Origin of the sequence: Streptomyces sp. NPDC051963, assembly GCF_044593495.1 — a bacterium.
GTDB lineage: Bacteria > Actinomycetota > Actinomycetes > Streptomycetales > Streptomycetaceae > Streptomyces.
In genome coordinates this window covers 377,848-401,089 of sequence record NZ_JBIUCC010000003.1, presented here as the reverse complement: position 1 = coordinate 401,089, position 23,242 = coordinate 377,848, and the positions used below count along the sequence as shown (strand labels likewise).

Below are 23,242 nucleotides of genomic sequence, written 5' to 3'. Positions count from 1 at the left end.
TCACGGAGTACGTCGTCGCGGTACGTGTCACCAGACACCGGGCTGCACCGGGACGGAATGAATGCCCCTGCGCCGCAGGCGTCGGTCTATGGCGTCAGGGACTTCAGGGCGATGGTCCGGGTCGTTCTCGTACATCTCGCGGAGCGCCGGGGCCAGTTGACCGATGGCGTGGTTGTCCTTGACGTTGCTCCACTCGTGGAAGGCGCGGTCGAGGCACGCCCGCCTCTCGTGGAGGTCCGGCCGTGGCAAAGAGGAGTAGAACCGGGCGGCGGCCAACCACAGCCGGGCGGCGAGCCCCGGGTCCCCGGCGATACGGGCGACGACGGCTCGTACCTCGATCCAGTGCGTGGCCTCGGGAGACTTGGCGCCGTGGACGCGGACGGCGTGGTTCTCCGAGTTCCGTATGGCGGCTTCGACTTCCTCGAACCGTCCCGCATGCGCCAAGCGCCACAGAAAGGCGTGGGCGTCGCCACCGGGTGCGGAGTCCAGGGTGAGCAGCGGATGCTGCGGAAGCATGAGGGAACCGATCGTCCCGCCGGGGCCGATGGGGCCAGCGGGGCCGTCCGTCGTCGGATCCGCGCGCCGCGCATCCGCCACCACGACCACGGCCACGCCCAGCATGATCAGCAGCAGTCCCGGCCACGCACTCCCGGGGGGAAGCTCATCGAGCCACAACCAGGCGATGACGGCCGCCACGGGTGCCTCCAGCAGCAGCATCACACTCACCGCTGTGGCCGGCGCCCGGCCCAGGGCGAAGTTGAGCGAGAACAGGCCCAGCAGCTGAGGGAAGATGAGCAGGCCCAGCAGCGCGAGCCAGGTGTCACCGGTGAAGGAGAAGAGCGGAGTTCCGGTGACCAGGCAGAGGATCAGCAGCTCCACCGTGCACACCGCGAAGCACAGCACCGAGTACATCGGAGTACTCACGTCAGGACGGGCCTGTTCGCTGAGCGCCGTGTAGCCGGCGAGCGCGACCGCGCCCGCGAGGGCGAGAAGGTCACCGACCACAGCCTCCGTGCCCGCGCGCATGTCCATGCCGCTCGCGACCACCGCGCCCACCACCGAAACGGCCAGACCCACCCACGTCACACGCGGGAGCGGGTTTTTCTGCAGAGATGCGATGACGGCCTGCCACACAGGCTGAGTTGCGACCAGCGCGGTTGCCATGGCGACACTCGTCAGCCGTGTGCTGGACATGAACGTGGCGAAGTGAACGGCCAACGCCGTGCCGGCGAGAACGCCGAAGAAGACAGCACGGCGCTGTTCCTTCCTGAACAAGGAACGCTCTCCGCTGAAAGTCCTCCGCACCTCGCGCCGCCGGATCAGCAGGAAAACCGGTCCCAGCGTGAGGAGTCCCAGCGCATTGCGCCCCAGGGCCAGCGCGAGCACGGGGCCGGTGGCATACGCGGTCAACGGCGCGGTCGCGGAGAACGCACCGACCGTCACGAGTACGGCGACGATGGAGACGGCATCAAGTTTCGTGCGCATGGAGAGGAGCAACCTTCATAACCGCAGGACTGATAGAGCTGACGTAACTGGCGAATTGACGGAATCGAGTCGGTGCCTCCGCTTCGATGCGCGGGCGGCGAACCTGCGCTCGCACGGGTTGTCCTCTTCTCAAGGCCACGATGTCGACGTGGGACACAACGGGCTGCCGGGACAACGGGTTCAATGCCGCGTCGCGGCAGAACGTTTCCGGCCCGGTGCATGCGGGCCGGCGGGCGACGTGCATGTCTTGCGTCGATGACCGGCCTACCGGGCACCGACGTCAGGCTCCGCGCCTGCCAGGCCCCGGCCGCCCAGGACTACGGCGTCACACTCGACGTGCCCCTGACCCAGCGCGCTCCCGGCCGTTGCGCACATCGATCGCAGCGCGGGAGGGCTGAAGGACGGAAGGGCCGGAACCGAGGACCAGCCTCCCAGTGAACCGTTCGCGGCGCGCATACGTCGTGCGGGCGCAGGCGAAGCCTGATCGTCGATCCGACACACTCCCCGATCGTCGATCCGACACGAGTCCGACGTGAGAGTCCTCTATGCGCAGACGACCACTTCTCCCAACTCTCCTACCGGCATCGAGGTGAGGTCCGCATAGACGTACAGCCACCGGCTGATCTTCGAGTTTTGGCCATCATCCGCCGGCAGCCCCGCCGCCAAGCCGACCGTTCCACCCATGTTCCGCTCTGGGTCTGCCCCGGTGAGCGGGGAACCCAGACACTCGATCGCCCTATGGAGAACCAATGCCCACTATTCCGGTCAGCGACGTCGACCTCTACACAGAGCAGGCGCGCATCGACCCGTACACGATCTACTCCGATCTTCGGGCTCTCGGGCCGGTGGTTCACCTGTCCCGGTACGACCTCTACGCACTGCCCCGCTACACCGAGGTACGCACGGCCTTGATGAACTGGCAGATATTCTCCTCGGCGCGCGGGGTGTTCGTGGATCCGGCGGTGAACGCCCAGCTCGAAGGCATCACCCTGTGCAGCGACCCGCCCGAGCACACGGCGATGCGCTCAGTGCTCAGCCGTCCGCTGCGCCAGGACCGTATGCGTGACGTCACACCGCGGATCGAAGCCGAGGCCGACCGGGTCGTCGCCGAACTGGTGGGCCGGGGCCGGTTCGAGGTCGTCACCGAGCTGGCCGAGCACCTGCCGATGACCGTCGTGTCCGATCTGGTTGGGCTTCCCGATCACGGGCGGACGAAGATGCTGGAGTGGGCCGCAGCCATCTGGGACACCCAGGGTCCCGCCGACGACCGGGCCGCCGCCGCGATGCCTGCCGTCGAGGAGTTCCTCGCGTTCGCCACGAACGACGCCGTGCCGGGCAAGCTCCACCCCGACGGGTGGGCCGCCCACCTCTACCAGGCCGCCGAGCGTGGTGAGATCCCGCTCGACAAGTGCCCGATGATGATGCTCGACTACGTCACACCGAGCCTCGACACGACGATCCTCGCGATCACCAACGCGGTCGCGCTGTTCGCCGAGAACCCTGACCAGTGGGACCTGCTGCGCAGGGACCGGTCGTTGATCCCGCACGCGATCAACGAGTCGTTGCGTGTGGAGTCCCCGGTACCCCAGTTCAGCCGGGTGCTCACCGAGGACCACGAGATCGGCGGGGTCTCGCTGGCTGCGGGCTCACGGGTCGCGCTGCTCTACGGCTCCGCCAACCGCGACGAGCGCCGCTACCCGGACCCGGAGCGGTTCGACATCACCCGGCGCCCGTCGGACCACCTCGCATTCGGGCGGGGCGAGCACGTGTGCCCCGGGATGCACCTGGCTCGCCTGGAGATCGGCGTGCTGCTGGAACGGCTGGCCGACCGGGTGGCCCGTTTCGAGATCCAGGAGTCACGGCCGATGATCAACAACGGGTTGCGCGGTCTTGAGTATCTGCAAGTCACAGTCGAGCCTGTGACCGGCACCGGCTGAATCCCGGCACCGGCAGCCGGGCCCGGGGGGACGTGGGATTGCGGGTGTGACACAGCGCTCGAAGTTTCGCTGCGATCCCACGCGCGGTCCAACGGCCCGTCGCGGCGCCTTGCGCGCCGCACTGCCCGAAGACGACCTTCAGCAGCGCGGAGCAACATCCGCGACCGGATGCTGCTGACCGGGCCCGACAACCTCAGGGCCGAGCAACACCGGCTCCTCACCAAGCTCACCACCGCCTGCCCCGAGGCGACCCAACTGGCAGTCGGCATCGGGGACTTCGCCCCGCTCCTTACGCCGCATGCCGACAACGCCGACGCGCTCACGGGCTGGATCGCCCAAGTCCGAGCAGTGGGCACAGGTCCCGGTGAACGTGCAATTGCGACGGTCTGTGACCGGTGGAGAGAGGCCTGTCGGCGTCTTTCGTTTCAGGTCGCCTGCCTGGCCAGCCTGTGCAGGGCCCGCACGGTAGGTGATCCGGGGTCGGCCGTGATCAGGACGACTTCCTGGTCATCCTCGGGCACGAGCAGGACGTCGCAGTTCAACCGCAGCGTGCCGGCTTCCGGGTGGTCCAGGGTCTTGGTGCGGTGCCCGGGAGCGTGGACCGGACGTGTCTGCCAGATCTGCCTGAACTCCTCGCTGCCGGCGTGCAGTTCGGCCAGCAGGGCGGTCACCTGCGGGTCGTGCGGGTAGCGGTCGGCGGCCCGGCGAAGCCGCGCCACCACGATGTGCCCGAACTCCTCGGCGCTGGAGCTCTCATACATCCGTCCCTGGCCCAGGAAGCGGCGCCGGGCCAGGTTCGTCGTCCCGCGTGCGAGGTCGCCGCCGAACAGTGCCCGGGCCAGGGGGTTCCAGGCGACGACGCCGTACGCCGCGTCAGTGACGATGGCAGCGGTCTCCGGCAGCCGCTCCAGCATCCGGGCCACGTGCGGGCGTACCCGCCGCACGGCGTTGCTGCCGGGCGGCGCGTCCGATCCCGCCAGGCGGAACAGGTGGCTGCGCTCGGCCGGCGTGAGCCGCAGGACCTGGGCCAGCGCGTCCAGGATCCGGGGCGATGGCCGCGGTCCCCGGGCCTGCTCCAGCCGTGTGTAGTAGTCGACCGACATGTGGGCGAGCTCCGCCACCTCCTCGCGGCGCAGGCCCGGTGTGCGGCGGGCGGTGCCCGTCGTGGTCAGCCCGGCCTCGTGCGGACGCAGGCCCGCCCGGCGGTCCCGCAGGAAGCGGGCCAGCTCCTGCCGAGCCATGCCACCTCCTGCCGCTTGCCTGGTACAGGCTGTCCCTGGCAGGGCGCCCACTGCCAGGGGATCGTAGTCTCCATGAACGATCGCACAGCTCTGGTCACCGGTGCCAACAAGGGCATCGGCAAGCACATCGCCCGGCTGCTCGCGGCCGAGGGCCTCACCGTGTACGTGGGCGCCCGCGACCCGGGGCGCGGACAGCGGGCCGTCGAGGAGATCGGTCCCGGCGCCCGGCTGCTGGTCCTCGACGTGACGGATCCCGACGGCATCGCACAAGCCGCGGCTCAGGTGGAACGCCTGGACGTGCTGGTCAACAACGCCGGCATCTCACCGTCACTCGCCTCGCCGGCCGACACGCTCGTCGAGGAATACCGGCGCACGTACGAGACCAACGTGTTGGGAGTGGTGGCGGTGACCAATGCGTTCCTGCCCGCCCTGCGCCGGTCCCCGCACCCGCGCATCGTCAACATCTCCAGTGGCACCGCGTCGCTGACCTGGAGCACAAACCCCAACCCCCAATTCACCCCGGGAAGCGGTGGCGCTGCCGCCTACCGGTCGTCCAAGGCCGCCCTCAACGCCCTCACCGTCTTCTACGCCCAGACGCTGGCCGAGGACGGCTTCAAGGTCAACTCGCTCGCCCCCGGCCTGCGGTCTACCGATCTCAACCCCCGGGCCGCCGCTGCCGGCGGCGACCCGGCCGAGGCTGCGCAGGGTGCCGTCCGCCTGGCCCTGCTGCCGGACGACGGCCCCACCGGTGGCTTCTTCTCCTGGGACGGAACGCCCGTGCCCTGGTGATCGGTGCGGATCAGGCTACGTACGGTGCTGACAGCGTCGGCGAGGCGGTGGAAGGCGTTCTGCCAGGCATGGGTGCGCTCCACGTGCCACCTCTGACTCGGTGATCGAGCCGTGGACGGCAATCTGGTCCAGGACGAGGCCGACGGTCCGGTCGCCGATGCGTGGCCGGTGGCAGCCCAGCGGATGGTCCGGGTGGTACTCCGACCGCTCGGGCACGAGAGCCGCGAATTGACGCCAGGACCTGTGCCTGTCTCGCTGCCGGGGTACACAACCCCGACCATGCAACTCTGCCTCCCCTGATCAGCCCCGACACAGCCTGCCCGGCTTCGTACGTGAGTAGCGTCACCTCCGCACGGCGAACTTGCTGGATCACGCGTAGAACCGTTCGCCGGTGGCGCCCGTTGTGTTCCGTGATCGGAGCTTCCAGGCCGGTGCCCTTCCGGACACGTACGGAGGGATGACCCACATCTGTGCCGCGCTCCGAGGCCAATGCACGACAATGAGGGGAATACCAAACAATGCGTTCACGGCCCATCGCAACGGCGGCCATAGCCGCTGCCTTCGTCATGGTCCCGGCAGGCAGTGCCCTCGCGGGCAGCGGACCGGCTCCGGCACCGTCCGAGCGTTCCGCGTCGGTGTCCACGGCTCCCACGCCCGAGGGCAATCCCTTGAGCGCGAAGGCACAGGCCAGCGACGTCTGTGACGACGCCTACCAGATCGGCAAGACCGGCTACGTCAAGCGGGACGGCGTGACCATCGCCTCGGTGAAGCAGTTCTACTCGCCCGAGTGCAAGGAGAACTACGGTTACGTCTGGCTCTGGAAGGACTTCGTCGACAAGGAAGACACCTACACCGTCAGCACCGGTGTCTACAGCTACACGCAGGACAAGGAACTCGGCACCCAGAACTTCCCGGCGGACAAGGGCCAGGAGTACTGGTCCGCCGGCACCGACACGGTCGACGAGTGCACCTCCGCGGTCGGCACCGTGATCCCCAAGGGGTCCCCGGACAAGTTCTCGGCATCCAGCGACAAGCGCTGCTGACTGTTCCCACCAGAGCGCCCCGGCTGTCTGCCAGACAGCCGGGGCGCTGCGCTGTGCGGCCCGTGCCGGTGCTCGGCCGGCATGAGCAGGCAGAGACCTGGCTGACGGTCTGGACGGATCTCGGATCTCTGAGAGAGTTCGGTCGCGTTCCGTCTTGGCGCCGAATTTCCCCGACGACGTCAAGTGGAGGTATCTTCTCCACATGGTCGGCGTGGTTGCGTGAACCGGTCGGAGGTCTCGCGCCGGGAGGAGAACGTCATGGCAGTATCCCGACAGGTCGGGCCACCGGCCCGGGCGCTGGGGGCGTTGTACGGGAAGGCGCTGGGTCTGCCCTCGGTGCGCACGCGGTACAGCATCCGCCCGGGGATTCGGGTGCCGACGCGTGACGGCGCCGAACTGCTCACCGACCACTACCTCCCCGAGCGGAACCCGCGGGGCACGGTACTGATCCGCTCGCCCTACGGCCGTGGTGTGCCGCTGAACTGGACGCACGGCCGGATGCTCGCCGCCCGCGGCTACCACGTACTGGTGCAGAGCGTCCGCGGCACGGCCGGATCGACGGGGACGTTCCGGCCGATCGTCCAGGAGAGCCAGGACGGGCAGGACACCCTGGCGTGGCTACGCGAACAGGAGTGGTTCGACGGGCGACTGGCCACGATCGGCGGGTCGTATCTCGGTTGGGCCCAGTGGGCGCTGCTCCAGGACCCGCCGCCGGAACTGCGCGCTGCCGTCGTCCTGGTCGGCCCGCACGACTTCCAACAGGTGATGTACGGAACCGGCGCTCTCGCGCTGGGCGACCTTCTCTCCTGGAGCGCGATGGTCGGGGCTCAGGGCGACGGCGGTCTGCGGGGGCTGCGCGCCTTGGTCGCCGCCCGGCGCCGACTCGCGGCCGCGTGGGCGGAGCGGACATCCGCGGAGGCAGCCGCATCGGTGCTCGACGGCACGGCAGCGGACTGGTTCGGCGACTGGCTCGACCACACCGCTGCGGACGACCCTTTCTGGGCCGGATACCGGGCCGATTCGGCTCTGGAGAAGGCCGACGTCCCGGTGTTGCTGCTGGGCGGCTGGCAGGACGTCTTCCTCGACCAGACCCTCCATCAGTACCGGACGCTGCGCCGCCGCAACCCATCGGTCGCGTTGACGATCGGGCCATGGACACACAGGGACATCGCCGCGAAAGCGGGGCGAGTCGTCGACCCGCAACTGGTGCGCTGGCTCGACCGGCACCTGGGCGGCGACACCGCCACGGCCGAAGCCCCCGTGCGGATCTACCAGACCGGAGCCCGAAGGTGGCTCGACCTTCCCGACTGGCCGCCGGCCGGAACCGAGCGCGTCCTGTGGTTGCAGCCGGACGGCGGCCTGGGACGTCATGCGGCCGAGGGGACCGTCGGATTCCGCTACGACCCGGCAGATCCCACGCCCTCCCTGGGCGGCCGGCACATGTCCGCCAAGGCGGGCGAGGTCGACAACCGGAGCCTCGAACGCCGCGCGGACGTCCTCACCTTCACCACGGAAGCCCTCACAGAACCCGTCGACGTCATCGGCGAGCCCATCGTGGAACTCGAGTTCGCCGCCGACAACCCGCACGCGGACGTGTTCGTCCGGCTGTGCGACGTCGACAGCCGAAGCCGCTCGCGCGTCATCACCGAACGGTTCGTCCGGCTGAGCCCGGCGCCGCTGGAGGCGGCCAAGATCCGGCTCGAACTGGGAGCGTGCGCACACCGATTCGCCACCGGTCACCGGATGAGGCTTCAGATCAGCGGCGGCGCCTATCCGCGCTTCGCCCGCAACCCGGGAACCGACGAGCCCGGTACCTTCGTCGCTGTCGCTGTCCGTATCGGCCTCGCCGCTTCGACCCTTGCTCTCCCCGTGCCGGGGACCTCGGCCGCACCCTCAACCGAAGGTGTTCCGTCGACCATGCACGGTGACGCATGACCCGCCCCGACTCCCCACCAGCACACGGTTCGTGACAGATCGCCTCGGAGGCGTGCAGACATGGCACCACCCCTCACCCCGCCCACGGACGAGGAACTCACCCGCAGGGCCCAGGCCGGCGAGACCGGAGCCCTCGGTCTGCTGCTGACCCGGCACCAGGCGCCGATGCGCGCGGTGGCCCTGAGCCTGCTCGGCTACGGCCCCGACGCCGAGGACGCGGTACAGGACGCCGCACTCACCGCGCTGCGCCGCATCGGCGACGTACGCGAACCCGCCGCCGTCGGCGCGTGGTTGAAGGCGGTTGTGCGCAACGCCGCCCGCACGCGCCTGCGGGCCACACGGGAGATTCCCGGCCTGGACGGTCTGGACCATCTGCACCTGCGGGACCACGAACCCTCGCACCCCGAGCGGCTCATCGAGCAGCACGCGATGCGGGACTGGATCTGGAACGCGGTGGAGGAACTGCCGCCGAAACTGCGGCTGGTGCTGATGCTGCGCCACTTCACCGGGATCACCTCCTACGAGGAGATAGCCGAAGCGTGCGAGGTGCCGGTGGGCACGGTACGCAGCCGGCTCAACCAGGCCAGGGCCAAACTGGCCCGGGAGCTGCTGTCGACCGCGACGCAGTCGCACGACGCCGCCTCCGCTCTCACGGACGAGAGCAGGCACGAGGCGGTGGCGACCCTGGAGGCGTGGAAATCCGGTTCCCTGCCGCGGGAGATCTCCGAGTTGTGGCCGGCGGAGTCCGAGATGATCGGCAGACTCGGCCGGCCGGACCGGCGCGTCCATCCCGTTCCCGTCATGCGCGAGTACGTGGAAGACGGGGTGCGGCAGCACGTACGCCATGTGGTGGCCAGCCGCGACATCGCCGTCTGGGAGATGGATGTCACCCACCACGGTGCCGTCCACCGCTGCCCACCGACCTTGGCCTGGCTGATGTTCCGCCGCAACGGACGGGTCGACAAGCTCCGGGTGGTCTTCCCCCGGCCGAGCGCCTAGAGCGCCGCGTCGAGGATCCCGAGGATCTGCTCCTCGGTCGGCTGCCGCGGCGTGTTGCGGGTCACAGCGTCGGCGAGGGCGCCGGAGGCGATGGGGCGGAGCATGTCCGGGCGGACGCCGAGTTCGCGCAGGGGCCGCTTGATGTCGAGTGCGCCGGAGATCTCGCGTACGGCGTCGATGGCGGCCCGTGTCCAGTCGCCGTCGGCGGGCGGGGCGAGGCGGAGTGCACGGGCGGTCTGCTCGTAGGCGTCCTGGGCGGCCGGGGCGCCGAACTCCAGGACCTCCTCCAGTACGGCGGCCAGCGCGACGCCGTGCGGGGTGCCGGTGTGGGCGGTCAGGGCGTGGCCGATGCCGTGGACCAGGCCCAGGCCGGAGATGGTCAGCGCCTGGCCCGCCAGATGGGCGCCGAGCATCAGTTGCCCGCGTGCCTCCAGGTCCGAGCCGTCACGGTGGGCGGCCGGCAGCCAGCGCCCGACCATGGACACGGCCTGGGTCGCATACGCCACGGAGACCGGGTTGGCGCCGCGCGAGGCCAGGGACTCGATGCCGTGGACGAGGGCGTCGATGCCGGTCGCGGCCGTGATCCTGGCGGGCAGCCCGAGCGTCAGCTCCGGGTCCAGGAGCGCGATCCGCGGCTTGACCGAGGGGTGGCCGATGTAGACCTTGCGGCAGGCGGCGGTGTCCTCGATGACGCCGAAGCCGTTGGTCTCCGCGCCCGTGCCCGAGGTGGTGGGGACGGCGATCAGCGGCAGGCCGTCGAGCGCATCCCACAGGGCGTCCGCGTCGGCCGCCGCCGCGTCGGCGTTGCCGACCAGCAGCGAGATGCCCTTGGCGGCGTCGAGGACCGAGCCCCCGCCGAGGGCGACGACGGCCGCGGGACCGAAGGCCCGCGCCCGGGCGGCACCCTCGTCGACGTTGCCCGTGGAGGGGTTGGCGCCGACCCCGTCGTACACGCCGTGCTCCACGCCCGCCGCGTCCAGAGTCTTGAGGACCTGGTCGACGATGCCGGCGGCGCGCAGACCGCGGTCGGTGACCACGAACGCGCGGTGCATACCGAGGGAGGAGATGAGCTCCGGGAGGTGCTCGATGCGGCCGGGGCCGTACTCGATGCGGCAGGTCGGGTCGATGGTCAGCTGGTCGGTGCGGGACTCGCCCATGGCGTACGGCTCCTGGAGACGCGGTGGGGACGGGGGAGGGGTGGGTCCGCCGGGCGGCCGGGCACCCTGACCGGCCCGGCGGACACGACGGAACGGATCAGACAGGGCTCAGCGCGGCGTCGTCGTGGGCGGCGGCCGGGTTCGGGAGGCGGAACTCCCGTCCGGCCAGGGCCTCGTAGAGACGGACCGGGCTCATCTCTCCGGCCAGGTCGCCGTGCTGGGCCTTGGAGCGGCGGTAGATCTGCTCCACGAGCGCGGACAGTTCCGTGGAGACGCCCACCTCGCGGCCGAGGTCGACGGCGAGTCCGAGGTCCTTGCAGGCGAGGACCATGGCGAAGGAGTCGTCGTAGTCGCCGTCGGCCAGCACGGACAGCAGGTCGTTCTCCAGGAAGGACGAGGCGGCCGGGCTGGCCAGCAGCGAACTGCGCAGCACACCCAGGTCCACGCCCGCCTTCACGCCCATGGCCAGCACCTCGGACGTGGCGACGAGGTGACTGAACCACAGCAGGTTGATCATCAACTTGACCGTGTAGCCGGCGCCGAGCGGGCCCACGTGCAGCACCTTGTCGGGGTCGCCGACGGTCTCGAACACGGGCAGACACATACGGAAGTCGTCCGCCGAACCGCCGACGAATATCTGTAGCCGCCCGGCCTCGGCACCGTGCGCCATACCGCTGACGGGAGCGTCGAGGCGGCGCACGCCACGCCGGTCGAGCACCTCGGCGGCGACCCGCTCCGCGGCAGCCGGGGTTGAGGTCGACATGTCGATCCACAGGGCGCCCTCGGACAGCGCCTCGGCGGCTCCGCCGCGCAGCAGCACGTCCTCGACGATGCGCGGATTCGGCAGCATCGTGATCAGCACTTCGGCGTCGGTCGCGCACGCCGCCGGCGTCTCGGCCCAGCGCGCGCCGAGCGCCAGGTGTTCGACGGCGGCATCGGGCCGGGTGTCGTGCACGGTGACCAGGTGTCCTGCGTGGATCAGGTGGCGGGCCATGTGACGTCCCATGTTGCCCAGGCCGATGAAACCGATCCTCATCGATGTCCTCGCTGCAGTTCGGAGGGAAAAGGGTGACTCGCCGTTCAGGCGAGGTTGATCCAGGTGGTCTTGAGCGCGGTGTACGCGTCCAGCGCGTGCAGGGACTTGTCGCGTCCCGCGCCGGTGGCCTTGAAGCCGCCGAAGGGGGTGATGACGTCACTGGCGTCGAAGGTGTTGATCCACACCGTGCCGGCCCGCAGCCGCCTGGCGGTGCGATGGGCGACCGTCACGTCCCGGGTCCAGACGGAGGCGACGAGCCCGAAGTCGCTCTGGTTCGCCAGCCGTACGCCGTCGTCGACATCGCCGTCGTACGACACCACGGCCAGGACCGGGCCGAAGATCTCCTCCTGGCCGACGACGGACGTGTTCACCACACCGTCGAGGACGGTCGGTTCGACGAAGGTGCCGCCGGTCTCGGTGAGCGTGCGTCCGCCGCCCAGCAGGACGCGTGCCCCGTCCTCCTTGCCGCGCTCGATGTAGCCGAGAATCTTGGCCAGTTGGTCCTCGTCGACGATCGGCCCCATGACGGTGGCCGGGTCGAGCGGGTCGCCGACATGGAAGGTCTCGGCGGTGATCCGCGCTACGGCGTCGAGGAGTCGGTCCTTGACCGACGCGTGGACGACGACCCGCGAACCCGCGTTGCAGGTCTGTCCCGCGTTGTAGAAGATGCCCCACGCCACGGCGGACGCGGCGGCCTCGATGTCGGCGTCGGCCAGCACCAGCTGCGGCGACTTGCCGCCCGCCTCGACGGCGACCTGCTTGCCGTTGGACTCGCCCGCGTACACCTGGAAGATCCGGGCCACCTCCGCCGAGCCGGTGAAGGCGATCTTGTCGACGTCGGGGTGACGGCCGAGGGCCTGCCCTGCGACCTCGCCGCGCCCGGGGACCACGTTGAGCACGCCGTCGGGCAGGCCCGCCTCGGTGGCGAGCGCGGCCAGCCGGAGGGCGGCGAGCGAGGTCTGCTCGGCGGGCTTGAGGACGACGCTGTTTCCGGTGGCGAGCGCCGGGCCCAGCTTCCAACTGGCGATCAGCAGCGCGTAGTTCCACGGCACCACCGCGCCGACGACACCCAGCGGCTCCCGGGTGATCAGGGCCAGTGCGTCGCCGGGGGTCGGGGCCACCTCGTCGTACGTCTTGTCGATGGTCTCGGCGTACCAGGCGATGGTCTCGGCGGCCTTGTCCACGTCGATGCGCACCGATTCGGTGATCGGCTTGCCCATCTCCAGTGTGTCGAGGAGGGCGAGTTCCTCCGCGTTCGCCCGGATCAGCTCGGCCCAGCGCAGCAGGACGCCCTTGCGCTCCTTCGGCGCGAGGTCACGCCAGCGGCCGTCGTCGAAGGCGGTACGGGCGGAACGTACCGCCCGGTCGACGTCCTCGGCCCCCGCTGCCTGCACCTCGGCGAACACCGAGCCGTCGCGCGGCGAGACGCTGGTGAAGCTGTCGCCGGAGGTGGCCTCGGTGAAGGCGCCGTCGATGAACAGGCGCGTCTCGACGGTGAGTTTGCTCGCCGCGGCCAGCCACTCGCCGTGACTGCGCTTCAGCAACTCCTCGATCGTGTAAGTCACTTGATCCTCCAGCGGTCGATCGCGTCCTCGTCCAGCTCGACCCCGAGTCCGGGCCTGCCCGGGACTTCGAGATCGCCCTCGGCGTTCACCCGGACCGGTTCGGCGAGCATGAAGTCGCGGCGCTCGGGGGTCCAGCCTGGCGGGTCGTAGGGGAACTCGAAGTAGGGGCCGCCGCCGACGCCTGCCGCGACGTGCAGATTGGCGAGCACGCCGATGCCGTTGGTCCAGCTGTGCGGGGTGAACTGACGGTGCTTCAGCTGTGCCAGCTCGGCCAGGGTGCGGGCGCGCTGCATGCCGATCGCGAGCACCACGTCCATCTGGTAGATGTCCAGGGCGTCCTCTTCGAGGTAGCGCAGCAGCTCGGTGGGGGAGTGGTGCATCTCGCCCGCGGCGATCCGGACCCCCGGGTTCTCGGCGCGCAGCCGCTTGAAGCCGTCCAGGTCCGCGTAGGGCAGCGGCTCCTCGACCCAGAACACGTCGAGCTCGGCGAGACGGGCGATGGTCTTGCGGGTCCTCGCGAGGTCGGAGGCGTTCGCCGTGTCGCCCGCCATCCGCCAGGACTGGTTGAGGTCGACCATGATCTCGAAGCCGGCCCCGAGCTCCTCGCGCACGGCGCGCACCGCCGCGATGCCCTCGTCGACCCGGTTGCGGTCGATACGGATCTTCATGGCGCGGAAGCCGGCCTCGCGCACCTTCAGGGCGGTGGCGACCCGCTCCTCGGGGGACTTGAGCTCGCCGGAGGACGCGTACGCGGGCAGTCTCTTCGCCGTGTTGCCGAAGAGCTCCGAGACCGGGCGGCCGTGCACCTTGCCGATGACGTCCCACAGCGCGGCCTCCAGGGGCCAGTAGTGCGCGCCGTGGAAGTTGGCGGTCTCGATCGCCTTGACGTGGCGGGTGATGTCGAGCGGGTCCTCGCCGACGAACAGGTGCTTGTACGTCTCGAAACCGTCCATGAGGTCGCCGGAGCCGATGCCGGTGATGCCCTCGTCGGTATGGACCCGGACGATCGTGGCGTCGAAGTGCCGGCGCGGCTCGGGGTCCCAGGCGGCGCGGAACGGCGGGTCCAGCTCCAGGCGCAGCCGGTCCAGGGTGATGTCGGTGATCTTCATCGGGCGAGCACCTCGGCGGTAGGTGTGTAGAACGGGTTCGTCGGCCCCTCCTTGGCGGCCGCCTGCACATCGGAGACGGTGGGCGTCCCGGTCACGGCGGCCCGCACCGCTCCGTACGCGGCGGCGCGCTGGTTGCGGAAGGAGACGTCCAGGTCGTCGACCGCCGGGTTGACCCACATGGCGGCGATGATCAGCAGGTCGTCGGTGTCCTCGGCGGGGATCAGCCCTTCGTCGACCGCGTCCGCGACCCCCTGCGCAAGCCCGGCCTGCGCCGAACCCCAGGTGGCGCGCTGGTGCAGCTCACCCTCCGCGGCGGCCTTGTTCACGAACAGGGTCATCGGCTTCACCGGGACGGACGGCCGTACGACCGTCATGAACGGAACATGCCCGGCGCTCGGGGTGGCCAGCGCCGTCGCCCAGGCGGTCTCGACGGGGCCGCCCTTGCGTCCGATCACGACGTTCGTGTGCGCGGCGTTGGCGCCCTCACCGACGAAGGACTCGCCGATGAGCGCGGTCGGGGCAAAGGGCGAAGACATGGAATCTCCTGGATCTCCGGGAGCGGGAAGCGGCGACGGGCCGGGAAGCGGTGGGCTGAGGAACCCTGCCGTGCGGGCAAAGCTCGCATACCTCGCACTTCATCCGGTCCGATGCGGCGAATCTAGGTCTGCCGCCACCCCCTCGCAAGGCGGTCGCGGGAATCGAAATGCCGGTTGCTCTCCTGACAACTCGCTGGCTGACCTGGGGGTTCGTTCGGTGTCCCGGTGCCTAGGATGGTTCGAGTGACGGACACCCCCTCGGCCTCCCGCGGACACGGCCTGCGCCGCGACATAGACCTGCTGGAGGCGCTCTCCTCCGACGAGGCCCAGAACGCCGGCGGCCTCGGCGTCGTACGCCTCGCCCAGCTGGTGGGCCGGGAGAAGACCCAGGTCTCGCGGGCGCTGAAAGCCCTGGCCGTCGAGGGCATCGTCGAGCGTGACCCCGACACACTGGAGTACCGCCTCGGCTGGCGGCTGTTCTCCCTCGTCGCCCGGACCTCGGAGAGCAGGCTGGTGCGCATGGCCGAGCCGGTCATGCACGCGCTGTCGGCCGACCTGGAGGAGACCAGCCATCTGTGCGTCCTGAGCGACCGCGACGTCCTCACCCTGCTCTCGGTCTCCGGCCACTCGTTCCGCGTCCATGGCTGGGAGGGGCGCGGGGTGCCCGCCTGGCGGCTGTCCGCCGGGCGCGTCCTGCTCGCCGACGCGACCCCCGACGAGCTGTACGTCCGCTTCGGCACGAGCAGCGAGATGCCGGTCCAGGAGCTGTGGGCCCTCATCCAGGACGCCAAACGGCAGGGCTACGCGCGCGTGAGCGAGGAGTTCGAGGAGGGGCTGGTCGGTGTGTCGGCACCGGTGCGGGACTTCCGGGGCCGGGTCGTCGCGGCCATCAACATCTCCGCTCCCAAGGCCCGGCTCGGTGACCGTCTCGACGAGGCGGGGCGTACGACGGCCCGGGCGGCGGCGCGGGTGTCGTCGCTGCTGGGCTGGGAGCCCCGGCGGACGCCGCTGCTGCGGGCCCGGCTGACCTGATCGCCGTACACCCGCCCATGATCGGCGAGTTGCCCTCACAGCAACCACGGTTGCGATCTGCCGGGGCTGCCTTGTCGGCCGTATGACGCGCTCGTAAGTTCACCGCGAACCGGACCAGCCACCCCTCGTCCCCGGTCCGGCACGGAGAAATGAGCAGCTCATGACCCTCGTCGACATCGACACCCTCGCCAAGGCGCCGCCCGCCGAAGGCGATGTGTACGTCGGCGGCCGCTGGTGCGCGGCCGAGGACGAACGCACCTTCCCCGTGTACGACCCGGCCACCGGCGAGCTGGTCCGCGAGGTGTCCGCGGCCGGCCCGCGCGACGCCCTGGCCGCCGTCGACGCGGCTGCCGCGGCGGCCGCCGGGTGGCGTGCCACGCCGGCCCGCCGCCGCTCGGAGATCCTGCACGACGCGTTCACGCTGATGCGCGAGCACCACGACACCCTGGCCCGTCTGATCGTCCTGGAGAACGGCAAGGCCTACCGGGACGCGGCGGCCGAAGTCGGTTACGCCGCCGAGTTCTTCCGCTGGTTCGCCGAGGAGGCGGTGCGGATCGGCTCCTCCTTCGGGGACGCCCCGGCCGGCGGCTACCGGCATGTCGTCCGCAAGCACCCCGTCGGCGTCACCGCCTTCGTCACCCCCTGGAACTTCCCGGCCGCCATGGCCACCCGGAAGATCGCCCCGGCGCTCGCGGCGGGCTGCCCCGTCCTGCTCAAGCCCGCGCCGGAGACCCCGCTCACCGCCCTCGCGGTCGCCGCCCTGCTGACCGAAGCCGGCCTGCCCGACGGCCTGTTGAACGTCCTGCCGACCGACCGCGCCCCCGAGGTCGTCTCGGCCTGGCTCGGCGACGAACGGGTCCGCAAGTTCTCCTTCACCGGCTCCACCGCCACCGGCAGGCTGCTCCTGGAGCAGGCCGCGGCGAACGTCGTCAACGTCACCATGGAGCTCGGCGGCAACGCCCCCTTCGTCGTCTGCGAGGACGCCGACATCGACGCCGCCGTGCACGGCGCGATGGACGCCAAGATGCGCGGCGGCGGCGAAGTCTGCATCGCCGCCAACCGGTTCTACGTCCATGAGTCCGTGGCCGCCGAGTTCACCGAGAAGTTCGGCGCCGCCATGACCGCCGTACGCACCGGACCCGGCCTGGCCGAGGACGTCACCCTCGGGCCGATGGTCAACGGAGCGGCCGTCGACAAGATCCGCTCCCTCGTCGACGACGCCCTCGCACGCGGCGCGAAAATCGCCGCACAGGGCACCGCACCCGACGGACCCGGCCACTTCCACCCCGCGACCGTCCTGGTCGACGTACCCGACGACGCCCGGATCCTGCACGAGGAGGTCTTCGGACCCGTCGCGCCCCTCACCACCTTCACGGACGAGGACGAGATGCTGGCGCGGGCCAACGCGACGGTGCACGGCCTCGCCTCGTACGTGTACTCACGCGACGTCGCCCGTGCGCTGCGCCTGGCGGAGCGTCTCGAGGCCGGCATGGTCGGCCTCAACCGCGGCGTGCTGTCCGACCCGGCCGCGCCGTTCGGCGGCGTCAAGCAGTCAGGGCTGGGCAGGGAAGGCGGCCGTGAGGGCATCGAGGCCTTCCTGGAGACGCAGTACATCGCCCTGGACTGGCCCAACTGACCTTCTCCCCGTCCCCCTTTCCGCTCACGCCGCTCATGACAAGGACCGCCCATGGCAATGACGCCTGCGACCCAACATCAGCCCAGTACACCGGCAGTCCCCGCCACCGAGCGCGAACGCCGCCGTCTGCACACCAAGTTGAAGCTCGCCACGCAGATCGGGCAGGGCATCGACGGCTACATCATCGGCGGCATCGGCATGGCGATGGCCGCGCTCACCACCGACCTGCACCTCTCCACCCTCATGCAGGGACTGGTCGGAGCCTCGCCGCTGATCGGCATCTTCGTCGGCGGACCGCTCTTCGGGCGGCTCGCCGACCGGATGGGCCGGCGGCCGGTGTTCCTGTTCGACATGATGATCTTCCTGGTCGGCTCGGTCCTCCAGTTCTTCGTCGCCGACGGACTCCAGCTCTTCCTCATCCGTCTGCTGATGGGGGTGGCGATCGGCGGTGAGTACGCGATCGGCGCGCCGCTGCTGTCCGAGTACGCGCCCCGACAGGGCCGCGGCCGGCTGCTGGCCAGCCTGGAGATCAGCTGGTACGTCGGATACGCGCTGGCGACCGTCGTCGGCGCCCTGTTCGCGAACGTCGACGGCGGCTGGCGGTGGTCCCTGGCCAGCAGCGCGGTCATAGCCGTGGTGTGCGTCGCGCTGCGAGGCGGCATCCCGGAATCGGCGCGCTGGCTGCTGAGCAAGGGGCGCCGCGAGGAGGCCGAGGCGCTGATCCAGAAGTACGGCATCGAAGTCGACATCGACGCCGAACTCGACGAGTGCAACGCGCCCGCGAAGGAAGGATTCCGGGCGCTGTTCAACCGACGGCACCTGCGCAGCACGGTGTTCGCGAGCGTCTTCTGGGCCGCGCTCGTCCTGCCGTACTTCGCCATCGGCACGTTCTGGACCCAGGTGTTCGAGGCCCTGAACATGGGGGACAACGCGGTCGCGGCGCTGCTCGTCTACTCCTTCACCGCGGTGGCGGGCGTGACGGCGGGCTGTCTCGTCGTCGACAGGATCGGCCGCCGCAGGCTGCTCATCCCGCCGTTCTGGATCACCGCCGGCTGTCTGGCCCTGGTCGCGGTGTGGCCGACGTCCACCCCGGTCATCGTCGGCGGCTTCCTGTTCTTCATCTTCCTCAACGCCGCCTCCAGCGCACTGACCGCCGTCTACCCGCTGGAGGTCTTCCCGACCTCCCTGCGCACCACGGGCGTCGGCTTCGCCACCGCGATGAGCCGGGTCGGCGCGGCCATCGGCACCTTCCTGCTGCCGATGGGGCTCGACCGGTTCGGGGCGGAGTTCGTGCTCCTGATCGGTGCCGGGGTGCTCGCCGTAGGTGGCCTGGTCTCGCAGTTCCTCGCCCCTGAGACCACGGACATGGACCTCGCCAGGGCGGCGCGCGAGGCACGCGCAAGCCAGGCATGACGCCTTCTGTTCCGACGACGGGGACGGCCCCCGCAGGCGATTGCCTGCGGGGGCCGTCTTCGGCACACCGTCAGCGGACCTGGCAGGCCGGGCGTCAGGCGTACGGGTCGAAGGGGATTCCGGCCGGGCTCGTGTAGTCGAGAGCCCACTGGAAGTCGCCGTCGTCGATCTTGAAGGTGGCCGAGCCGAAGTCGGCGCTGCTGAGCTTGTCGCGGTAACCGGCCGGGTAACCATTCCAGCCGACGAGCCGCGGGTAGAACCAGTTGCCCGTGGCGTTCTCCGCCGGTTCGTCGTTGCCGTTGGCGAAGCGGAAGCAGTGGCTCCCTATGCCGTCCTTGTGGTACACGATCTTCGGATGGGTGCCGTCGAAGCGGATGTCCGACCGCGGCAGCGTCTGGTACGAACTGTGCTGGGACGCCGACACGTACTGGACCTCGTTGTTGTTGATCCACACGATGACGTGTTCCCAGTCGTGGGTGTGCCCGATGGCTGCCGGGCCGAGCGTCACCTGGTCCTTCTCGAAGTAGCTGGCGTACATGACCGCGCACCAGCCGTTGTTGCACTTCGCGCGCGAGTACGTGTTGGAGTTGTTCAGCTGGGCGGGGTCGTGGCACTTGCCGTTGACGTCGCCGCCGAGCTTCAGGCCGGGGTTGATGGTGCCGTCGGCACCGATGGCGGCGGTGGCGTAGCAGCCGTCGCCGTCGTAGTCGTAGGCGGGGGAGTAGGTCTGCTCCAGGCCGTCGGCGTTCTGCGGCAGCAGGGTCAGGACGTTCGCGTGGGCGGTCGCCGGGATCGCGACGACGAGCGTCATCGCGCCGAGGGTGCCTAGGAGGACATTGGCGAGGGATCTCAACTTGCGCATGGTGACTCCTGGTTGAGCTGAGCGGTCGTCGTCAGCAGTACAGGTTGCTGCCCGGCGACACGCCGAGGATCGAGGTGAACCGGTTGTAGGCGTCCACGCGGCTCTGCACCTGCGCGGGGTTCTTGCCGTCGCACTCCAGGGAGCCGTTGATGGAGCGGATCGTCTGGCCGAAGCCGGCCTGGTTGACCATGGCGTTGTGCGGGGTCATGGTGCCGGGGCCCGACTGGGTGTTCCAGTACCAAAGACCGGTCTTCCAGGCCACGGCGGAGTCGTTCTGCACCAGCCACGGATTGTTGAGCAGATCGATGCCGAGCGCGTCACCGGCGGCCTTGTAGTTGAAGTTCCACGACAGCTGGATGGGGCCACGCCCGTAGTAGGCGGCCTGGCCGGCCGGGCAGCCGTACGACTGGCTCCAGTCGCAGTAGTGGGGGTAGTTGGCGGTGTTCTGCTCGACGATGTGGACGAGCCCGCCGGTCTCGTGATTGACGTTGGCGAGGAAGGCGGCGGCCTCCTGCTTCTTCACCGTGTCGCTGCCGGTGTTCGCGAAGCCCGGGTAGGCGCTCAGCGCGGCGGTCAGACCGCTGTACGTGTAGAAGGAGTTCCGGCTCGGGAACATCTGGTTGAACTGCGCCTCGGTGACGACGAATCCGGACGGGGTGCCGCCACCACCGCTCGCGGGCGCGTTCCACTTCTGGTTCGCGCCGCCCGAGCAGGTCCAGATCTGCAGCCGGGTGCCGTTGGCGCTGTTGTTCCCGGTGACGTCCAGGCACTTGTTGGCGGCCGGGTTGACGATGTCCCTCGCGCCGCTGACCACCCACTGCTGGTTGGTCCCGCCGGAGCAGTCCCACAGCTGGACCGCCGCGCCGTCCGCGGTGCTCCGTTCGACGACGTCCAGACACTTGCCGAGCGCACGCAGGGTTCCGTCACCGGGGTTGGACCAGACTTGCGCGCCGGTTCCGTTGCAGTCGTAGAGCTGTACGGCGGTGCCGTTGGCGCTGCCGGCACCCGCGACGTCCACGCACTTGCCGGCGAGCCCGGTGATCGAGCCGCTGGCCGCCTGGGCGGGCGTCACGGTGAACAGGGCGGTCAGGACCGCGGAGAGAACGGCGAGGACGGCGAACCGGCCGAGGAAACGGGGTCTGTGCATGGTTGAGGACGCTCCTTGGGTAGGGGGTGGAACGGCCGTCCCCTGAACGGGGACGGCCGTCGGCGGAGCTGGTGTGCTTAGGGGAAGCTGGTCAGATTGGCCACGTTGGTCGTGGAGTTGGACGGGCCGCCCGAACCGTTGACGACGTGCCGGATGGTGCCCACTCCACCGAGGGAGACCGTCACCATGCTGGTGAAGCGCACATTGGAGTTGTTCGGCGCCTCGATGGCCCGCTCGGCGGCCACACCCGGGTTGACGTTGAAGTAGCAGTAGCTGCCGAGGCCGTACGCCTGATGGCTGGTGACGGAGTCGGCGACCTTGTAGGCGGCGTAGCCCTGTGTGGAACCGTTCATCCACGACGCCTGGTTCGGCGGGTCGTACGGCATCTCGTTCTGGTAGAAGTACGTCCGGCCGCCATTGCCGTTCCAGATGGTCTGGTACTTCTGGTAGTGCTCGACGAACAGGCCGTACGCGGTGACGTTGTCGCCGTTGACGATCAGGCCGGTGTCGCCGGTGTTGGTGTTCCAGCCGACGCCGCTGCCGTGGTCGGCGCGCCAGATCCAGGTGTGGTCGGCGATGACGTTGTCGCTGTTGATCACCAGGCTGGTGGTCGCCTTGCCGACGGCGGCGCCGCCGACGCGGAAGTACACGTCGTGCAGGGACGTCGGGTTGGCCGCGTGGGAGGCGGACGAGCCCGTCGGGCCGACCTCCATCAGGGTGGGCGAGTTGGTGGTGCCCGCGTCGAACAGGACCCCGGCGACCTTCACTCCGTCGACGTCGGCCACCTTCATCGCGGTGATGCCGTTGTCGGGGATGAACGTGGCGAGGCCCAGACCGAGCACGACCGTGTCGGCGCGGTTCACCTGGAGCGTCTGGTTGAGGTGGTAGACGCCCGGGGTGACCAGGAGGTTCTTGCCCGCCGCCAGCGCCGCGTTGATGTCCGACGCGGTCGCGCCCGGCTTCACGATGTAGAAGGTGTCGAGGGACAGCGAGCTGCCGGACGGAGATCCGTTCGCCCAGCTGGTGCCGGTGGAGTTGGACCGTGTCGAGGGCACGAACACCTGGTAGGCGCCGTTGCCGTCGACGTACAGGGACGGCTTCTCCCGGCTGACCGGGGTCTGCGCGACCGTGGTGTAGGGCGGGTTGGGGAAGCTGGTGCCGGGGACGCCCTGGCTGCCGACGAAGACCATGTTCCAGTTGGAGCCGGTCCAGCTGCCGAGCTGGGAGTTGCGGGTCAGCCACTGCTGCTGGCTGCCGGAGTTGACCTGCCCGTCGATCTTGCTGTCGGCGAGGAGACCGCCGCTGGACCAGCCGCTGTCGTCGAGAGCGATGTTGCCGCGCAGGTGCATCCGGCGGTACGAGGCCGCCTGCGAGACCGCCCAACGGTCGCTGCCGCCGGTCGGGTTGACGGACAGGTTCTCGGCGCCGCGCCAGAAGTTCTGGGTCGCGTTGCCCTGGAACCAGTCGGCCTCGGCGTGCACCGCACCGTTGATCGTGACGGCGTCCGGGGTCAGGCCGAGGCCCGCGACCTGGGTGTAGAAGCCGACGTTGACGTCGGCGTCGTAGGAGCCCGGCTTGAACAGGACGGAGTAGCGCTGGGAGCCGAACTGGTTGGTCTGCTGCTGCTGGAAGATCGAGTTCAGCCTGGTCTGGATCGTCGAGGCCGACATGGACGGGTCGAAGACGACGACGTTCGGGCCGAAGTCCGGATTCGTGCCGGACTGGGTCACGGGGACCACCTGGAAGCGCTGGGCGGTGCTGCCGTTGCAGGTGTACTGCACGAACTGCACGCTGTCCGCGGTCGAGGCGCCGGGGTCGTCCAGGCACTTGCCGCTGTTGCGGTTGACGAAGTGGTAGGCGCCGCCGCCCTCGTCGACCGGTAGCCACTGCTGGTTGGTGCCGCCGCCGTAGGCCCACAGGTGGACGGGCGCGTTGTCGGCCGTGGACGTATCGGCGACGTCCACGACCTGGCCGGTGCTGTTGCCGTTGTTGATACGGACGTAGCCGTCGCTGGTGGCGGTGAAGCTCCACTGCTGGGCCGTGGTGCCGTTGCACTTGTACTGCTGCACGACGGTGCCGTTGGCGGTGCCGGCCGCATAGGCGTCGAGACACCGGCCGCTCGCGGCGTTCATGACGGTGGCGAAGCCGGTGGGCAGTGCCGCGGCCGCGTTCGCCGCCGCGCTCGCGGGCGCGGGGACGGAGGTGAGCACGGAGGCGACGGTTGCGGTGACCAGGGCGGCGACAGTGGATCTGCGGCGGCGCTTGAGCGCGGTGCGCAAGTGGGTGAGCACGGATTCTCCTTGCCGGGCGAAGCGAGACA

Annotated in this window: 18 protein-coding genes and 1 pseudogene; 8 read left to right on the top strand and 11 right to left on the bottom strand. The window is 69.9% G+C overall.

Annotation, left to right across the window (positions count from 1 at the left end; genetic code table 11):
• Nucleotides 1–27: 27 nt before the first annotated feature.
• Nucleotides 28–1,485, bottom strand: coding sequence for a DMT family transporter (locus ACIHFB_RS14060; protein ID WP_365280393.1), 1,458 nt, complete (start codon nucleotides 1,483–1,485; stop codon nucleotides 28–30).
• Between the two features lie 749 nt (nucleotides 1,486–2,234).
• On the opposite strand from ACIHFB_RS14060, the gene ACIHFB_RS14055 reads away from it, so the two are divergent.
• Entirely contained in the window at nucleotides 2,235–3,422 is a 1,188-nt protein-coding gene (locus tag ACIHFB_RS14055) for a cytochrome P450 (protein WP_365280391.1), read from the top strand.
• 425 nt (nucleotides 3,423–3,847) lie between these two features.
• On the opposite strand, the gene ACIHFB_RS14050 is transcribed toward ACIHFB_RS14055, so the two are convergent.
• A complete protein-coding gene (locus ACIHFB_RS14050) occupies nucleotides 3,848–4,663 on the bottom strand; it encodes a helix-turn-helix transcriptional regulator (protein WP_365280389.1) in 816 nt (271 codons plus the stop codon).
• Nucleotides 4,664–4,735: 72 nt separating this feature from the next.
• On the opposite strand from ACIHFB_RS14050, the gene ACIHFB_RS14045 reads away from it, so the two are divergent.
• Nucleotides 4,736–5,452, top strand: a complete 717-nt coding sequence (locus ACIHFB_RS14045) for an SDR family oxidoreductase (RefSeq protein WP_365280386.1) — start codon at nucleotides 4,736–4,738, stop codon at nucleotides 5,450–5,452.
• On the opposite strand, the pseudogene ACIHFB_RS14040 reads toward ACIHFB_RS14045, so the two are convergent.
• A pseudogene (locus tag ACIHFB_RS14040) lies at nucleotides 5,425–5,544 on the bottom strand (IS5/IS1182 family transposase); the annotation flags it as partial. The gene ACIHFB_RS14045 and the pseudogene ACIHFB_RS14040 sit on opposite strands and share 28 nt — an antisense overlap.
• 426 nt (nucleotides 5,545–5,970) lie before the next feature.
• Here ACIHFB_RS14040 and ACIHFB_RS14035 point away from each other — a divergent pair.
• From ACIHFB_RS14035 to ACIHFB_RS14025, 3 genes are all read left to right on the top strand, one after another.
• Nucleotides 5,971–6,495: a hypothetical protein gene (locus tag ACIHFB_RS14035; protein ID WP_365280384.1), complete on the top strand. Its 525-nt coding sequence runs from the start codon at nucleotides 5,971–5,973 to the stop codon at nucleotides 6,493–6,495.
• Between the two features lie 258 nt (nucleotides 6,496–6,753).
• Nucleotides 6,754–8,430, top strand: a complete 1,677-nt coding sequence (locus ACIHFB_RS14030) for a CocE/NonD family hydrolase (RefSeq protein WP_400126905.1) — start codon at nucleotides 6,754–6,756, stop codon at nucleotides 8,428–8,430.
• 60 nt (nucleotides 8,431–8,490) lie between these two features.
• Nucleotides 8,491–9,429 carry an RNA polymerase sigma factor gene (locus tag ACIHFB_RS14025; RefSeq protein ID WP_400126904.1) on the top strand — a complete coding sequence of 313 codons (939 nt, stop codon included), beginning with the start codon at nucleotides 8,491–8,493 and terminating at the stop codon, nucleotides 9,427–9,429.
• Here ACIHFB_RS14025 and ACIHFB_RS14020 read toward each other — a convergent pair.
• The 5 genes from ACIHFB_RS14020 to fae all read right to left on the bottom strand — a co-directional run bounded on the left by ACIHFB_RS14020 (nucleotide 9,426) and on the right by fae (nucleotide 14,832).
• Nucleotides 9,426–10,586, bottom strand: a complete 1,161-nt coding sequence (locus tag ACIHFB_RS14020; RefSeq protein WP_400126903.1) for an iron-containing alcohol dehydrogenase family protein — start codon at nucleotides 10,584–10,586, stop codon at nucleotides 9,426–9,428. The two genes, ACIHFB_RS14025 and ACIHFB_RS14020, sit on opposite strands and share 4 nt — an antisense overlap.
• A 97-nt stretch (nucleotides 10,587–10,683) precedes the next feature.
• Nucleotides 10,684–11,622, bottom strand: a complete 939-nt coding sequence (locus ACIHFB_RS14015; protein WP_365280374.1) for an NAD(P)-dependent oxidoreductase — start codon at nucleotides 11,620–11,622, stop codon at nucleotides 10,684–10,686.
• A gap of 44 nt (nucleotides 11,623–11,666) precedes the next feature.
• Nucleotides 11,667–13,187 carry an aldehyde dehydrogenase gene (locus ACIHFB_RS14010; protein WP_400126902.1) on the bottom strand — a complete coding sequence of 507 codons (1,521 nt, stop codon included), beginning with the start codon at nucleotides 13,185–13,187 and terminating at the stop codon, nucleotides 11,667–11,669.
• Nucleotides 13,184–14,296 (bottom strand): mandelate racemase/muconate lactonizing enzyme family protein, encoded by a 1,113-nt coding sequence (locus tag ACIHFB_RS14005; protein ID WP_400126901.1) that lies wholly within the window; start codon nucleotides 14,294–14,296, stop codon nucleotides 13,184–13,186. The genes ACIHFB_RS14010 and ACIHFB_RS14005 overlap by 4 nt, the downstream gene beginning before the upstream one ends.
• On the bottom strand, nucleotides 14,293–14,832 hold the full coding sequence (gene fae / locus ACIHFB_RS14000; RefSeq protein ID WP_400126900.1) for a formaldehyde-activating enzyme: 540 nt from the start codon (nucleotides 14,830–14,832) through the stop codon (nucleotides 14,293–14,295). Before fae ends, ACIHFB_RS14005 begins: the two co-directional genes overlap by 4 nt.
• Nucleotides 14,833–15,075: 243 nt before the next feature.
• Here fae and ACIHFB_RS13995 point away from each other — a divergent pair, with 243 nt between their 5' ends.
• The 3 genes from ACIHFB_RS13995 to ACIHFB_RS13985 all read left to right on the top strand — a co-directional run bounded on the left by ACIHFB_RS13995 (nucleotide 15,076) and on the right by ACIHFB_RS13985 (nucleotide 18,913).
• Nucleotides 15,076–15,864, top strand: coding sequence for an IclR family transcriptional regulator (locus ACIHFB_RS13995; protein ID WP_400126899.1), 789 nt, complete (start codon nucleotides 15,076–15,078; stop codon nucleotides 15,862–15,864).
• 160 nt (nucleotides 15,865–16,024) lie between these two features.
• Nucleotides 16,025–17,500: an NAD-dependent succinate-semialdehyde dehydrogenase gene (locus tag ACIHFB_RS13990; RefSeq protein WP_365280359.1), complete on the top strand. Its 1,476-nt coding sequence runs from the start codon at nucleotides 16,025–16,027 to the stop codon at nucleotides 17,498–17,500.
• A gap of 51 nt (nucleotides 17,501–17,551) precedes the next feature.
• Nucleotides 17,552–18,913 (top strand): MFS transporter, encoded by a 1,362-nt coding sequence (locus ACIHFB_RS13985; protein ID WP_365280356.1) that lies wholly within the window; start codon nucleotides 17,552–17,554, stop codon nucleotides 18,911–18,913.
• A gap of 94 nt (nucleotides 18,914–19,007) precedes the next feature.
• Here the strand turns inward: ACIHFB_RS13985 and ACIHFB_RS13980 are convergent, their stop codons facing one another.
• From ACIHFB_RS13980 to ACIHFB_RS13970, 3 genes are all read right to left on the bottom strand, one after another.
• On the bottom strand, nucleotides 19,008–19,775 hold the full coding sequence (locus ACIHFB_RS13980) for an NPP1 family protein (protein ID WP_365280354.1): 768 nt from the start codon (nucleotides 19,773–19,775) through the stop codon (nucleotides 19,008–19,010).
• Between the two features lie 31 nt (nucleotides 19,776–19,806).
• Nucleotides 19,807–20,922, bottom strand: coding sequence for a glycoside hydrolase family 19 protein (locus ACIHFB_RS13975; protein WP_365280351.1), 1,116 nt, complete (start codon nucleotides 20,920–20,922; stop codon nucleotides 19,807–19,809).
• A gap of 77 nt (nucleotides 20,923–20,999) precedes the next feature.
• Nucleotides 21,000–23,132: an RICIN domain-containing protein gene (locus tag ACIHFB_RS13970; RefSeq protein WP_400127154.1), complete on the bottom strand. Its 2,133-nt coding sequence runs from the start codon at nucleotides 23,130–23,132 to the stop codon at nucleotides 21,000–21,002.
• Nucleotides 23,133–23,242: the final 110 nt, after the last annotated feature.